We start from the raw sequence: 14,096 nt of genomic DNA on the forward strand, positions 1-14,096 counted from the left end.
ACAGCGTTCGCCCTCGAGCGCGCTGAGTCACCGATTGCGTTGTTCGCAGCATGAAAGGGGTAAATGCAAATAATGCCGGAGCGGTCACGCGAAGGTTTCCTGTCGAAGATGAACCAGGCATTAGGTATGGGATCTGTGCGCTGGTAGTCGCGTGCCGAGTTGCTTATCAATTGATATCACTGTTTGTTCCGTTTTTACTACGCCGGCAGCGCTCCGAGCAGTAACGCACTTCGTCCCAGCAACGTGCCCACTTCTTCCTCCATGTAAAAGGAAGGCCGCAGGTCGCGCAAATTTTTACTGGGCGTTCACTCTTATTCATTATGACTCCCTTTCGTCCAAGCTTGTGGCCGCGCCAGGCGCAAGCTCTTGGAACTGCACGCCACCAACAAGAGCATGCTCGCCGAAAAAGCCCTGCGCGACATCCAGCTACCATACGAAATCGAACGCGAAGCCCGCGAACTGGAGCCGGATCTAAGGCGCCAAATACGCCAGGAAAAGCCGTCCCGTCATGGAGAGGCCGCACACTTGGATGATCTCCAGCGAGAGCTCGAACCGGAATGTTCGGCCATCCGCAGAATGCTTGATTACAGCCTAAAAACGCTGGGCAGCGCTGCCTCGATGACGGGGCCGTCCCTGTTGATAATAATTGGGCAGAGAGCCAAATCCGGCCATGGCTATGGGCGGCTACTATCATGAGCTTGATCAAGTCTGCACGGCTTAGCGAGATTGATCCGAGTGATTATTTGAAGGGCGTGCTCACTCGCCTGCCGTCGCAGCGGGCGAGTGAGACTACCGATCTGCTGCCACACAATTAGGTCGCCATCTGACCGCGTATATCCAATGCGGAAATTTGCGGCGTAACGCCAAAGATACTTAATCCTGCGCGACTTTGATTACTACCTTACCAAAGGCGCCTTTGGCCAAATGTTCGTACGCTTCGCGTGCTTGATCGAATGGATACACATGGTCAATTACCGGGCGAATCTTGTGCTCATTCAAGAATTCGTTCATTCGGTCAAATGACGAGCGTGGAGCAACGGCTATGCCGCGAATCGTTGTTTGTCGGAAAATCATAGGCATCAGGTTCAGGGCAGAGGTTTGGCCTGTCAGAAAGCCGATCTGTGCGATACGCCCACCTACCTTTGTTGCAGCAATCGATTGATTGATGCCGTCGCCGCCTGCCACATCCAGTAGGAGATCCACTCCCTTGCCGTCAGTGAGCTTCAGGACTTCCTCCGCCCATTCAGGGGTAACGCGATAATTCACACCAGCAACAGCGCCCAGTCTTTTTACAGCGTCCAGATTGGCATCACTGCTGGAGGTGACGATAACCTTGGCTCCCAAAGCTGTGGCTATTTGCGCCGCAAAAACAGAAACACCTCCAGATCCTTGAACCAAAACGGTTTGGCCGGCCTCGATCTGACCATAATCGACGAGCGCATACCATGCCGTCAGAGCAGCGATTGGAAGGGTCGCTGCTTCCTCATCTGACATGTCGTCGGGGGCACGTACCGCGCTGTCTTCATGGATGATCATGTATTCAGCAAGACCACCAGGCAATGGTGAGCCGAAGCAGTAGTTGGGTTCATCTGGCCCGGGCATGCCGTCCAACCAGCGCGAGTAGAGGTGTGAGTTGACCCGATCTCCAACAGCGAAGCGGCTAACACCATCACCAACTGCCACGACAGTCCCCGCCGCATCGCTGACGGGGATCAGCGGCTTGGGCACCATGTGAGGTTCGTAGATACCGTCAACGATGGCCTTGTCCCGGAAATTGAGTGATACGGCGCCTACTTTAACCAGCAGCTCACCAGCTTGGGGCACGGGGGTTTCCGTTTCGCCCTGCACCAAATTCTCTAGGCCAAAATCTTTTAGAAGCCACGCTTTCATTTTCTTTCTCCAGCAATTTTGAAGTGCTTAGGAGGAAAAGCTCCCCCTGTACGCTGAAGACATTGTTCCGCTTTGCCACTTCTGGATAAATGTGCAGAAACCAACAGGATTGTTATCCTGGCAAGCAACAATCATCGCAGTCACATGCTTTTCGGAGGAGAGTTATGGAGCTTCTACAGGCGATGCAGGTATTCGCTAAGCTAGCGGAGCTAGAGAGCTTCACGAAAGTCGCGGAAGCATTGCAGGCAGGACGCCCGCACGTCACGCGCACCATTCAGGATCTGGAAGCTTCGCTGGGTGTCCGTCTCTTCCAACGCACTACTCGCAAGGTAAAACTGACTGCTGAGGGCGAGCGGTTTTACGAACGCGTCAAAGAGATTTTGGCAACCATCGCAGAAACCACTTCCATGTTCGACCGCAGTGGATCGACGTTGCGAGGACGGCTTCGAATTGACATTCCCACTGCATTTTCCCAGCACAGCTTCATGGAAAGCCTTAGGAGATTTACCGAGGCATTCCCCGAAATCGAGCTTGCGCTAGGCGTGACCGACCGTATGGTAGATCTCGTAGCCGAGGGCATCGACTGTGTAGTACGAATTGGTGACCTCCCAGATTCAAGTATGGTGGCCAGAGAAATTGGCACCGCCATCATGGTGACCTGTGCGTCCCCAAGTTATCTCCACACGTTTGGGGCACCTACAACTCTGCAAGGTCTAATAGACCACCGGTGTGTCAGCTTCCTTTCCGGTCAAAGCAACAGGCCGCTCCCTTGGCACTTCTCGGTGGACGGCGAGGATCATCCTCACACCCCCCGTGGCGGTATCACTGTGAATGAGTCAAATGCCTACGTTCAATGTGGTGTTGCCGGCTTCGGCATTATTCAAGCTCCGGGAATTACCGTTGAGACCTTCCTCGCAAGTGGAGAACTGGTTGAGGTGCTCAGTGAGTATCGTCCACAGCCGCGCTTGGTTTCCGTGCTTTATCCAAGCAGGACGCATCTTGCTCCTCAGGTCGACGCATTTGTGGCTTGGCTGAAGGAACATTTTCCTGTGCTACACCCCAGTTGGTTCACAGCGCACTAACCTTCGCTTGTATGCTGGCTCTACACCAAACTGGGCTAGGCAAGTTATGCCCTGCAGACGCTTACGTGAGATGACCTTGAGCCGTGCCAAATTCCGCCGAGAGGGTTTCTTGCACACTATGCAGTTTCCAATATGTAGCCCAAACTGAGCTCATAGGAATAGCGGTTCGTAGTACCGAACCAGTCCTACCGCCGAAGTGACATCATGTTCAATCTCGATGAATTCCGATTCAATTCTCACCACCTTCTAGTGGCTCTCGATGGGGCGACAAATCATCTAATGATGCTTGTGGTGGCGAAGGAAGTCTCAGGCGCCCGATGGGACGAAGCAGTGATTTGCCACAAAGGCGCATATGACGCTTGGACTATGTTGCTTTCCACTGCCCCACCTTGCGTCGAGCCTTGACGGTCGCCCGTCGGATGGTTTGTTTCGTATTGGAGTAGCTACCATGGCGTCCAGATAGGAAAAGCCTTAAGCCTAGCCTTCATGACGTTTGAGACGCGGATCGCCTGGCCGGAGCAGTTTTGCGACAGCCATCATCAGGTCGTTCATAGACCAAGGCTTATCCAGGTAAATTGTTGAAGGTGGAACCATCGACGGATCCAGCGCATAGCCTGAAGTAAGAATTGTGGCAGTTGTTGGCCACTTCTCATTAATCAACTCTATGAAATCCGCACCCTGAAGTTCACCAGGCAACCCTTGATCTGCGATCACCAGTGGGCAGCTATCTGACATGCCAAGCACGTGGGTCAAGGCATCATCTGCAGTGCTGAAGTCCAAGCATCGCATCCCCATCTCCGACAAGATCTCTACCGTCAGCAGGCGAAGTAATGGGTCGTCCTCAACTACGATTACCAGTCCTTCTATCGGGGGAAGTTTTTCCCACTCTTCGTGCATAAGATCGTTCCTGTATCCGATCTATTTTTCTAAAAATTTTGTACAGCGGCCTAAAGTGTAGGCCTTTTCGAAGGAACTGACTGGTCGGAACGAGCTAAGTGACAAAATTCTACGCGGCATTCAGTCGAACTGGGAGTTGAATACGGCTTAAGAGCAACGCTGACTTTGCTGCGAGCTAAGCCAGGCTTCCATTTTTTGCAGTCTGCCCATTTCGAGAAGCTTCGGTTTTCCTAAATCTAAAAGCATGAGTAGTCCTTGTCTGTCCTCTGACGAGGGGAACCATTCAGCCACTTCAACATTGCAGTGCTTGGACTCACTCATGGCCCATTTTACAACCATGTCTGCCGTAGCTCTGTAATGATCCGCAATGAAGATACTGGCTCCCTCCACTGGCCATCCGCGCTCTGCCAGTTGAACGGTTACGTCAAGGATTCCCGAACTCCCGAAAAAATCAGAGGTGTCCGGATAATGGATGCCTGCCAACGATACCTTCGCCACACCGGCTTCTCGGTCGAAGTACAACATAAAATGCCATCCACCCGTTGTGCTCCCAGCGTGCGGAAAATTGATGGCGGCTTTACCAGTTATGTAGTGCTCGCGTGACACACGTTTGAGATCAAAATCAAAGAGCGGCTGCCTCATGGGAGCTTTTTGAGCCGGGCTAAACCCTGTTTGATATGGCCAGCGTTCTCACCAATTGTGTAAAGCGCGCCACGAACGTTGTCGCCAACTTCCGCATGTCCCTGCGCTTCCACCTGGAGGGTTAGCTCCATGAGGGCAGCTTCCAGGGCTAGCTGGTTTTGGTACATCCTTTCCAGTACATCTGATAGGGAATACTCACCCTGCATTTGGCTCACCTCCATGTTGGGAGCAACAGCATAGCAACAGGCGTAAACGAGTAGGCGCTTTTCCAGACTGGCCTACAGCTCATCACCATTGAACTAATCATCAAGCGCACGTCCCTAATGTCTTGCTGATAGCCACTCGGTTTCGCGGTTCGGAGCTCCCCACTCACACGCAAAGGTTTGATGAATCATGAAGAGCGAACAAGTTGAAGGTGTAGCAGAAAAGCTGGCCGGCAAGGCGCAGAGCACTGTCGGGAAACTAATTGGTGATTCGAAGATGGAAGCTGAAGGTGCGGGACATCAAGCAGCTGGTCAGCTGACTAAAACCTATGGCGATACACTGAATAGCGTATCCACGTTCGTTAAAGAAAAACCAGTCGCCGCTCTCGCGATTGGTGCTGCAGCATTGATCTTGATAAATCGCATTTTTCGTCGTTGATCGTGGAGGAGGTGTTTCCAGCCAGGTGACACCTCTCGCTAACGTCCCTCCCGCTTCGCACTCCCGCTACAGTTTTCTGCCAAGAGAATGCGAGGGTAATAAACCTGCAGCCTCTTTTGCCTCGAGCAGCCTTTGCTCAGCGTACATAGCCGGATCATCGTCTGGAAGCGGGTAGCCTGCAGCCGATAGGGCCTGGGCCCGCTCCTCAATCACCAGGCGCTCGGGATCGCGAACCGCTTGGTAGGATCTGCCTGGTACGCGTTGAGTTACGCCAATTCGCAACTCCCCAGGACTTAATCTCCAGCCGGCATCGTCTGGGTGCTTGGTAAGCTTGTAACCAGAGCAGTTAGGCACGTGATTAGTGATCTCGTACTCTCGCCATTCGGCCATAGCTTGACCGTCAATCTTCTGTGGCCTGCACTCAATCAGCCAAGCCACCGCATTGATGAGTTGCCCGTGTGAAAACACGGCGACCTCCTGGGCAGGATGCTCTGCAATTCTATCTAAAAAAGACTGAGCTCTAGATATAAAGTCCAGGAATGACTCGGCGCCTTCACCATCCGTGAACGCTGGGTCTGACTTGGCCCAGTATTCCTCCACCCAAGCTCGTCTCTGGGCAACGGTGGTGTTGATACACCGCGCAGGTTCAAGGTAGGTGAACTCGTGAATGGGCCATATTTCAAACGGCACTGAAGGGAAAGCAGCCACTGTCTGCATTGCAGTTGCTTGCGCTCGGGAGAACGGCGAGGCAACGATCAGATCTGGGGCCTGGGCGAATGCCCTGGCCACCAAGTGCGCTTGTTCCACACCCTTTGGCGTTAGCGGGATGCTCGCATGATCCGAACTGGCTTCTCCAGCGTTCGCGGCGCTTTCCCCGTGGCGAATCAGTCTGACGTGCTTCACCGACCAAATACCCCCACTATTTCAGCCATCCGAACCTGCTCTCTACGTTATGGGCAACACCACAAGTGCCTCCCTTCCCCAAGGATACACCGCAGCCATGAGCACGAAAGACATCACGTAAAGAAAGAGGGATCGCGATAACCTGGAGGTTTATGTATTCCAATATTTTTGGACTGTGCTTTTGGCAATGCCTAGCTTTTCAGCGATTGTTTTCCTGTCCAAACCTTGCGCTTTCATGGCTCGAACGTATTCCGCATTAAGCGGTTGCTTAGGCTTTCCCTGGGAGCGCTTGATGAGCTTTCCATCACTGAATTGCTCCTCTACCAACTGCCATCCTCCGGACATTTCGAATTCCCTGATTCGCAAGGCAGTACGTTGCAGAGCCTCCGAGGGAAGTTCGTTACCCTGAGCCGCAATGGCGAGAGTGACTACCGTCAAAAGGTCGAGGCCTAAGTAGTCAGCGATCTCGTCCAGTTTCTCCAACGTCGGCGTCGTCCTGGCCTGTTCAAGCTTCCCTACATTCGTTCGGTGCGTTGCCCCTGCGAGATCCTCGTAACTCAACCCTTGGTGTGCACGGGCTCCGCGTAATGCCCCCGCCAGCGCTTCCTTCAGATTCATGTGTCGGATCCCCAAAAGCGAGGATAGAGCCACGGGGAGCATGTTTCGATAAACAGATCATAGTGATATTATCGTGGCATTAGGTTCGTCAGGCGGTGGTCGATCAAGTCGTCACGGCGTCAGGGGCGATGGTTTGGTTTGATCAGGAAAGCGGGCTGGTGGGACATGGCTCGGTGGCATTGACGCGAGCCACTCCATAGAGCGTGCATTGAATGGCCTCCGCGTGCCTACCTGCAACCATCATTGAAGGCTTCCTGGCATGAACCGAATGCGTTTTTTAAGCGAAGGCAGGGATAGGTAGTAATGAAATTTGATTGCGTGAAGTTTTCTGGGAAAGTCGACTACGTTCGGCATACTGATCGTATAAGTGGAGGTTATAAGGCTAATGTTAGTATTAATGGGGCCGTGATACCAAAACTACAGCTGACGAATAAATTTTACGAAGAACTGGAGGCTGGCGAAAATGTGACGTTGTACGGCGTTTTTAAAAACAAAAGGAAAAAAGAAGAAAACGACGGCTTTATATATGGACTTCAGAAAGAGAGCGGCGAAAAAATGTTCGCGACTCACTATAGATATCAAGTTCCTATTTTTATGGCATTTACGGCTGCTATAGCTTTTTGTCTGACATTCGTTGCAGGCTGGTTTGCATCGATATTTCCAGTGCTGATGCTCTTTGGCAAAGATGATCCGAATTACATGTATAACACTACTGTATTTGCGACAATTGAAGCGAGTATGGTCGCTGCTTTTTTCCTGTGGCGGGCCTGGCTAATGTTCAGCGTTACGGCGGATCCAGAAAGCTGGGAAACCATTGAGCCAGCAACTCTTTCGAGCCGTTTCAGTAAGTTTTATAAGTAACACACCTGTCGGTGGGTGGGGTACGTACAACGCTTGCTCCACTTGCTCCACTTGCTCCACTTGCTCCACTTGCTCCACTTGCTTCAGAGCGCGGCAAGATCCAGGTTCGCTGGGCATGCCGCCTGACTAGCAGATGGAGTCGTGGGCCGTGGGAGAGCGAATTAGTGAACAGTGGTAGGAGCTACCGGGGGAAGAGTGCGGAATCTGATAGCCTTAACGAGGGACAACCTGCATGAGCTCGAAGCCATCGAGCGCCTCGCCTCGACGCTTGGTGCCGACCGCTTCTTTGTTCTGGCATTGCAGATCGCTCACGAATACCCGATCAAGATCGAGGAGTCCTATCAATCTGTACGTAAACTGCAGCACAGCTCGGTTATTGGCATGAGCGCCACCCCGTTTGAGGCGCTACGCTCCGTATGCGAAGTCATTATTGAGCGAGCTCCTGAGCTGCTGCGGATACTCTCATATCGCAATCGACATGAGAGTCGCACGACTATTCCCCATGGACTTTGGCTAGCTCTCCTAGACTGTGCTAATGGAGACATGTCTCAGATCTACGCTGTCTGATCGCATGGATTGATGGGCGCTGGGTTCGAAGATCGTTGCCACGTTCCACGATTGATCGCTTACCACAAGGTTGTTGGGAGCTTAGTCGCATACAGAAGGGAAGCACGCGCTCGCTGGCAGGCTGCAAGAGGGAGGAACAGACTCAAGCCCATTGATCGCGGCAATTGTAGGTTTCAATGCTCGGCAGACCAAATATGGCATCTTTGTTTTTTCATCGTTGAGATACTGGCTGTCTAAAGTAAAGGGATGACTATGGCCCGAGTCTAAGGATCTTGGCCTGTGGGTAAGCGGAGCGCGCAGGCGTGTGGGATGGACGCCCGTAGGGACGAGACGTGGCTTGCCACGGCTCGGTTCACGCCAGCCATCCGCCGAAGGCGGCACGCCATCACCACTGCCCTGCTTTGTGAAAAGGAGGCTTAAATGACCTGCGATTTACTCCGCGAGCGTGAGAGAACTAGGCGAAGGGTTCTGTGGGCGCTTGCCACCTTCCACCCTGGTGATCCCAACGCATCCGACCTCCTGGCCATCCTCGATGATCTCGCCGACCAAGAGCGAAACGACACCCCCTATAGCGATAGGTTACTCGAGCTCACTGAGGTTCGTAACTCTGTCTTGGTGATGCGCCATAAATCCGGAATTGGCATCATTTTGGAGCAGACTATCCCGCAGCCGTGGAGGGAGCGGTTCCATCAGGCAAGCATCGGGTCGACCCGCGTTCCGGATGGGCCCTACGCCACAGACTGGGATAAATTTTTGGTTGAATGGGAGCGTGAGATGCAGCATCTGCAAAATCACCGAGTTGCACAGGCTACTAACAGCTAGAACGGCTGGCGAGCGATGGCGGCGCAACCACACAAGCAGTCGGTGTAGCCTGGTGAAGTTGCACCCTCAAAACAGGAGCTGCAGAGTGGAACGGCCTTCTTTTTTTATCGATTTCGAAGCCTCAGGGATAGCCCCGGATAGCTATCCTATCGAAGTCGCCGTCGTGTCGAATGAGACCGTCTACAGCTCGCTGATTAAGCCCGCCCGCTATTGGACGCACTGGTCGTTCGATGCGCAAGACATGCATGGCCTCACTCAGGATTATCTGCTTCAGGAAGGTGATCCCCCCCACGCCGTGGCGAAACAAATGAATCAGCTGTTTTCAGGGCAGGTGCTTTGCAGCGACTCACCTCAAGACGTGTTTTGGTTCGATGTCCTTTATGAGGCAGCAGATCTGAGACCTACCTTCGAGTTGAAGCCTTTGGAAGTTTTTGTGGGCAGGGAGGCTGCCAGTGAAATCTACCGGCGACTGCCGACAACCAGGCACCACCGAGCTTCAAATGACGCAACTGCTTTGATGAACGCCTGCCGTGCTTTTTTCGAAGCTTGAACTATCAAAGGTATGGATACCCTCTGCTACGACAAAGAAATGGGCCCATTGAGCTTTGGATCTAGCTCAGCCTGAGTGTCCGCTCGAACCGAAGGCAGGTGTTCACGCGGCTAAATAGCACGGTAAGCGGAGCGCGCAGGCGTGTGGGATGGAAGCCCGAAGGGCCGAGGCCGGCGCTTGCGCCAAGGCTCGGTTTACGACAGCCCCTCACCGAAGGGGCACGCACCAAACGCCAGGCCGTATGAACTGGAGACGAAGAACATTCTGCGAGGATGTGCCGATGGGAATGAAGAGCGATGACGACACAGTGTACTGCGACGTTCAAATGCCCTTAGCTCAGGGTAAGGAGCTGCTGCATTTGTTCAGCACACTCCGGGAGTCAAATACCCATCCGACTCTGAACAGGGTCTTTGAGCAAATGCAGTACGAGCTCAGCACGTCGATTGATATAGTCGAAAATCCGCCGACTTGGGGCCTTTGGCGCGAATGATTCCCTCATCACGGTGTTACTAGCCAATAGCAAAGCCGCTATATAACGTCGAGGGTTGGATTTCGAAAAATTTATTTCTGGCGTCTATGGTCGGCATGGATGTGCGCAGGAATAGCGTCACTTTTTGGCCATCTACCAGGAGGTTAAAATAGGGTTCGCTCGACCTTACCCTAACCCGGATTTGTGCTCTGTTAGCACCATTGGCAAATTTGCTGAACGTTTTGATATAGAACGAGCCGTTAAATAAGTTAACCGATGCATTTCCAAAAACAATGGTATTGCTCCAGTTTACTGAGTTGACATCCTCCCCAGCGTGACTCAACGGAACGAATGCATCAAAGTAATTGAGCGGCTCATTTTCTATATAAAGCTGATGCTCGACTCGTTCGTTCATGCTCAAAATTCTCCAAGCATCGACAACTTCCTGTAGCGTGCCAGGGTGGATTGCTGGAGAGCTCTGAACTTGTTGAGCAAGCGCAAGCATTTGTGCTCGCGTAGGCATGGCCTTTTTTTTCGTAGTAGGAACTGCGCCTAAGTGGCTTGGGATGATCGTGGGTGCTACTGCCATTGCAACTTTTTTTTGCTCTCCCTGTACATTGGAGTTCTCGATGGATTCCTTTTCATTCTTACATCCAGTGACATGCCTGTTTGGTGCCCTAAAAAATTTGTTGTTCCTTTGCGCTGGGACGACCTTTTCCAAGCAGTTCTGCTCAGGACAAAAATAATAGGAAGTGGAGTTGTCTTTTGCGTACTCTGCCGACACGTTGGCGCCCACCTCCCAGCACACTGCGGTGGTCATCAATTCAGAGCTCATATTTCATATTCCCTCATTCGTCCGAGAACTCATCCTATCCACAGTGATGGCCCATGACTATCTGTGGTTTTCATCTTGTCCTGAGACCAGTGGCGACGGCGGTGGGGCCTGATCGCGAATTACGACAGGCTACCTATGTGCAAATGCCTTGGGATGAAACTAGGATCGATTCTGCACGTCGCTCCCAACGTCCTGCCGCAACAGGAGTCGGCGATTAATGCCATTGGAAAACCATCTCATACGTCACCTCCAGAATTAGCCGGGCTAATCACATCGCCTTCTTATAGGCTTTCGAGGTAGGGCTTCTTATCAATCACTGCAGCACGTACCTTGCTTCGCAGGAGACTGACCAAGTCGCTTTTGTTCATGAGCAGCACCACGATTTCCCTTAGCGTGCAAAGCACCATCGTTTTCTGGGTTGAGTGAGTGACGCACTCGGCAATAGTGGTAGAGGCAAAATCTGAGTTCGAGATGAAGATTCCTCGAGCGTCAGCTCTCGCAAACAGTCTAACCATGTGCGCCGCGAGATCATTCACTCCTACTGGATCCTTGAGCCATTTCATCTCTACAAGGTAAATGTGTCCTTCAAACTCGATGACTCCATCTATTTGCTCAACGACGGCGCCTCCAGATTGATCAAGTCGCTTGAAGTCTTCTCGTAAAAGGATTCCGTGTGCCCTGAACAGGTCGTTCAAAACTCCTTCCAAGAGCTTGCCGCGCTTTTGAGGTTCTTTATCCATACCAAAGAGAGCACTCAGCCGATCACGCACGTCTTCAACTTTACGATCCCTCGCTGCAGCCGCTTGACGCTCGGCTCGTGCCTTGCCGGCAACCTCGGCTTGAGCGGCCTCTCGTTGCTGGTTCATTCGGGTAAACGAGTCTTTAACATTGACGATGCGCGCCAGGTCTCCCACGTTAGCTTTAGCCTTGTGAACATTGTTGGGCCAGCATCCTGAAAACTCCTCGAACTCCACCACTCGTTTGATGATTTCGCGCCTAGCCGCCAAGCCCCCATCCCCTCGCTTATTCAGCTTTTCAAGGACGTCGCGAACTATGGCAAATGTACTGACTGAATCACGGTTTGTTTTAACCGTGACCTCCATCAGCGCCAGGTCATCATGAGGCACTCCCGCTCCCCGTAAAAAAAGCAGCACGTCAGCCTTACTTCTGCAAAGTAGCGGGATGGTGTCGACCAGCAGGTTAAAGACATCAGGGGGATAGTGGTAGCGCGCGTCCATGTTCCAGCCCAGCACGTGGTGGTGAAATGCAAGAGTAGCTACCAAGACCACAAAGACACCATCGGTGGATGTGAAAAAAGCTCATGACGGACATGTCTTGGTAGCAGGCAAAGCTCCTGCGCCATGCTACGGCCTCATCTGATTAGGTTTTGGGGCATGTGGCACAAGCGTTGAGTGATGCCCATTGATACTTAACATCGTCACGGGGCGTCAGAAGTTTCGTATCAGACTCCCTAGTAGGTTGAATCATCCTGGCGATGTGCTATCCATTGGGTATATACGCTATCGTTGGAAACAGGGTATCCCACCGGGGCGCATCTATCGGCGCGACCAATGCCTATCTGCAAGGAAGAACCATGCGCCTCGATCAGATGCCGTACCACTCGATGCCTACTCTAGCCGTACTCCCATTCCGTCAATTTGGAATCGGCTGGTCATGGCAACTGCGAGCCCTGAAGCTCTTCCCTGACTCCCTGCTCGCCTGGAAACGCTATTTCTACGATAACGGCCAGGGGCATGCACGTGGTTCCTCATTTAGCACCTTTGCAGAAGCCATGATTGCGGCAGATGCGTTCAACCAGACCATCGCCGAGCGCATAGGCATAGCGGTGCTTGATCCCGTGCTCCAAGCCTCAGTCACCCTAAAGGTCGACAAGGCTTTGACTGCGGCTCGCCGCATTCAGGACGAAGAGGAGCTAATGGAGCGCGAGGCGATCAAACGTAATGCTCATCTGCCCCGCCCAGCCATCCGAGATTTAAATCTGCCCAGTAAGATGGACAGTTTGCGGGAGCCGCTACACGAACAGCTTATACGTGCCCCGTATTTGCAAGTGGTTGCAATCCCAAGGTTTAACGCTTGTCTTCGTCGTACCGGAGACATGGAATGGGAAGAGATCGGCGCTCTAACCCCGAAGCGCTCACAGATATGCCTTAGAGAATTTACTGCCAAGGGTTTTGGTCTTTCGGCAGCTGATCACTGGGGAAGAACCAAGGCACAGATTCGTGCTCTGCTGCTTCCAAGAGCTAACCAACTGCTTCAACTGGCCAGCGTCAAACAAATGCTTGCCGAAGCCAGGATGCGCGGCCAGAGGGTGTTGGTCTGTGGAGGTTTCGTGTTCTGGCTCGAGGATGATGGGCAGCCTAGGTGGGTCATCAAGAACACCGGGGGCGAGTCCAATAGCGAAGAAGGTACGACCCTATGGCATGAAGGCACCATTTTGTCCAAGAATCATGGTCGGATCGTAGTGCTTCCATATATCAAGGAAAATGGCGAGCGGGTGCAAGGGCACACTAAGAACGCGCCACATGACGGAAAAGCTCTACTTCGTCATCGAGATCAATATGTCACCCTTCCGTTCGAAATCTTGGAAGGAGATCTCATGATCGGTTTGTTCGGAGAGCTGCACTATGAGTGACAACCGAACAGCACCTGATGCGATCCCACCGCATCGAAGACCGTGAAATCAATGGTCAAGCGACAACAATCAGAGCTCTGCATCCCATGCATCCATCGCCTCGCTCACGGTAGCCAACCAGCGGAGATGATCGTTCTGTATAGCATCGGCGACTTGCCTGGCTGTGTTAGCTTCGATCCAAGATGGGAGACTATGCGAGCCGTCCGAGAACAGGTTTGCGGTCGCGACAGCGAATCGCCCCGTACTCGTTGACTGGAGGCACACGTAGCGCACGGAAGCGCCAGTCTGCAACCGACGCCAAGCCACCACCTCGATACAATCCAAGGCACTCACTGGAGCCTCAACGGCGGGACTCGCATCCTGTTCCACCAGGACGTCTCCCACTGCTTTGAATGAGCTGCTAGGCGGTTCTGGTTTGTGGACAAACTGCTTCAGCTGCTCACGTGAGGCGATGATCTGTTCGCGGAGCTCTTCGGGGTCTATAGACATGCCACCCCGGTCGGTGACCGAAAGGGTCTTCAGGCTGTTCGCTGCCAGGATGAACTCACGTTCTCGAGTTTTCTCTCGCTCGGGGCGGCGGTCGGGGCTGATTAGGTTCCGAATACTATTTAGGAGCTTCAAAGACATTCCTAGCAAGGATGAGCCGATCTCAATTATACATCCCC

The 14,096-nt window shown here is 52.7% G+C and carries 18 protein-coding genes and 1 pseudogene; 9 read left to right on the forward strand and 10 right to left on the reverse strand.

Annotation, left to right across the window (positions count from 1 at the left end):
• Nucleotides 1-166: 166 nt before the first annotated feature.
• Entirely contained in the window at nt 167-319 is a 153-nt protein-coding gene (locus FGA82_RS06910; RefSeq protein ID WP_141126509.1) for a DUF2256 domain-containing protein, read from the reverse strand.
• 47 nt (nt 320-366) lie between these two features.
• Here FGA82_RS06910 and FGA82_RS06915 point away from each other — a divergent pair, with 47 nt between their 5' ends.
• Nucleotides 367-696 (forward strand): hypothetical protein, encoded by a 330-nt coding sequence (locus FGA82_RS06915; protein ID WP_432767133.1) that lies wholly within the window; start codon nt 367-369, stop codon nt 694-696.
• The gene (locus FGA82_RS32840; protein ID WP_432767134.1) at nt 693-815 is read left to right on the forward strand and encodes a transposase domain-containing protein; all 123 of its coding nucleotides are present in this window, start codon (nt 693-695) and stop codon (nt 813-815) included. The genes FGA82_RS06915 and FGA82_RS32840 overlap by 4 nt, the downstream gene beginning before the upstream one ends.
• A 58-nt stretch (nt 816-873) precedes the next feature.
• Here the strand turns inward: FGA82_RS32840 and FGA82_RS06920 are convergent, their stop codons facing one another.
• Complete coding sequence (locus FGA82_RS06920) at nt 874-1,890, reverse strand: zinc-dependent alcohol dehydrogenase family protein (RefSeq protein ID WP_141126510.1); 1,017 nt, start codon at nt 1,888-1,890, stop codon at nt 874-876.
• A 182-nt stretch (nt 1,891-2,072) separates the two neighbouring features.
• Between FGA82_RS06920 and FGA82_RS06925 the strand changes: the two genes are divergently transcribed.
• Nucleotides 2,073-2,972, forward strand: coding sequence for a LysR family transcriptional regulator (locus tag FGA82_RS06925; protein WP_141126641.1), 900 nt, complete (start codon nt 2,073-2,075; stop codon nt 2,970-2,972).
• A gap of 477 nt (nt 2,973-3,449) precedes the next feature.
• On the opposite strand, the gene FGA82_RS06935 is transcribed toward FGA82_RS06925, so the two are convergent.
• The 3 genes from FGA82_RS06935 to FGA82_RS06945 all read right to left on the reverse strand — a co-directional run bounded on the left by FGA82_RS06935 (nt 3,450) and on the right by FGA82_RS06945 (nt 4,717).
• Nucleotides 3,450-3,869, reverse strand: a complete 420-nt coding sequence (locus FGA82_RS06935) for a response regulator (RefSeq protein ID WP_141126512.1) — start codon at nt 3,867-3,869, stop codon at nt 3,450-3,452.
• A gap of 147 nt (nt 3,870-4,016) precedes the next feature.
• Nucleotides 4,017-4,511 carry a hypothetical protein gene (locus FGA82_RS06940; protein WP_141126513.1) on the reverse strand — a complete coding sequence of 165 codons (495 nt, stop codon included), beginning with the start codon at nt 4,509-4,511 and terminating at the stop codon, nt 4,017-4,019.
• Entirely contained in the window at nt 4,508-4,717 is a 210-nt protein-coding gene (locus tag FGA82_RS06945) for a hypothetical protein (protein ID WP_141126514.1), read from the reverse strand. The genes FGA82_RS06940 and FGA82_RS06945 overlap by 4 nt, the downstream gene beginning before the upstream one ends.
• Before the next feature lie 187 nt (nt 4,718-4,904).
• Between FGA82_RS06945 and FGA82_RS06950 the strand changes: the two genes are divergently transcribed.
• Entirely contained in the window at nt 4,905-5,153 is a 249-nt protein-coding gene (locus tag FGA82_RS06950) for a CsbD family protein (RefSeq protein ID WP_032894809.1), read from the forward strand.
• Nucleotides 5,154-5,447: 294 nt separating this feature from the next.
• On the opposite strand, the pseudogene FGA82_RS06955 reads toward FGA82_RS06950, so the two are convergent.
• Together FGA82_RS06955 and FGA82_RS06960 are read right to left on the reverse strand one after the other, a co-directional pair.
• Nucleotides 5,448-6,056: pseudogene (locus tag FGA82_RS06955) on the reverse strand (histidine phosphatase family protein); the annotation flags it as partial.
• Between the two features lie 150 nt (nt 6,057-6,206).
• Complete coding sequence (locus FGA82_RS06960; protein ID WP_141126516.1) at nt 6,207-6,674, reverse strand: helix-turn-helix domain-containing protein; 468 nt, start codon at nt 6,672-6,674, stop codon at nt 6,207-6,209.
• A gap of 303 nt (nt 6,675-6,977) precedes the next feature.
• Between FGA82_RS06960 and FGA82_RS06965 the strand changes: the two genes are divergently transcribed.
• The 4 genes from FGA82_RS06965 (at nt 6,978) to FGA82_RS32390 (ending at nt 9,964) form a co-directional block, all read left to right on the forward strand.
• Nucleotides 6,978-7,535 (forward strand): hypothetical protein, encoded by a 558-nt coding sequence (locus FGA82_RS06965; RefSeq protein ID WP_141126517.1) that lies wholly within the window; start codon nt 6,978-6,980, stop codon nt 7,533-7,535.
• Nucleotides 7,536-8,522: 987 nt separating this feature from the next.
• Nucleotides 8,523-8,924 carry a hypothetical protein gene (locus FGA82_RS06970; RefSeq protein WP_141126518.1) on the forward strand — a complete coding sequence of 134 codons (402 nt, stop codon included), beginning with the start codon at nt 8,523-8,525 and terminating at the stop codon, nt 8,922-8,924.
• An 85-nt stretch (nt 8,925-9,009) separates the two neighbouring features.
• Nucleotides 9,010-9,474, forward strand: coding sequence for a hypothetical protein (locus FGA82_RS06975; RefSeq protein ID WP_141126519.1), 465 nt, complete (start codon nt 9,010-9,012; stop codon nt 9,472-9,474).
• 280 nt (nt 9,475-9,754) lie between these two features.
• A complete protein-coding gene (locus FGA82_RS32390; protein ID WP_432767135.1) occupies nt 9,755-9,964 on the forward strand; it encodes a hypothetical protein in 210 nt (69 codons plus the stop codon).
• Nucleotides 9,965-9,983: 19 nt separating this feature from the next.
• Here FGA82_RS32390 and FGA82_RS06985 read toward each other — a convergent pair whose 3' ends face one another.
• Together FGA82_RS06985 and FGA82_RS06990 are read right to left on the reverse strand one after the other, a co-directional pair.
• Nucleotides 9,984-10,778 (reverse strand): hypothetical protein, encoded by a 795-nt coding sequence (locus tag FGA82_RS06985; protein ID WP_141126520.1) that lies wholly within the window; start codon nt 10,776-10,778, stop codon nt 9,984-9,986.
• 281 nt (nt 10,779-11,059) lie between these two features.
• Nucleotides 11,060-12,016, reverse strand: coding sequence for a restriction endonuclease (locus FGA82_RS06990; protein WP_171057251.1), 957 nt, complete (start codon nt 12,014-12,016; stop codon nt 11,060-11,062).
• A 356-nt stretch (nt 12,017-12,372) separates the two neighbouring features.
• On the opposite strand from FGA82_RS06990, the gene FGA82_RS06995 reads away from it, so the two are divergent.
• Nucleotides 12,373-13,431 (forward strand): hypothetical protein, encoded by a 1,059-nt coding sequence (locus tag FGA82_RS06995; RefSeq protein WP_141126522.1) that lies wholly within the window; start codon nt 12,373-12,375, stop codon nt 13,429-13,431.
• Nucleotides 13,432-13,500: 69 nt separating this feature from the next.
• On the opposite strand, the gene FGA82_RS32845 is transcribed toward FGA82_RS06995, so the two are convergent.
• On the reverse strand, nt 13,501-14,058 hold the full coding sequence (locus FGA82_RS32845) for a hypothetical protein (RefSeq protein ID WP_141126523.1): 558 nt from the start codon (nt 14,056-14,058) through the stop codon (nt 13,501-13,503).
• Between the last annotated feature and the right edge of the window lie 38 nt (nt 14,059-14,096).

Source organism: Pseudomonas fluorescens, from assembly GCF_005938625.1.
Taxonomy (GTDB): domain Bacteria; phylum Pseudomonadota; class Gammaproteobacteria; order Pseudomonadales; family Pseudomonadaceae; genus Aquipseudomonas; species Aquipseudomonas fluorescens_BD.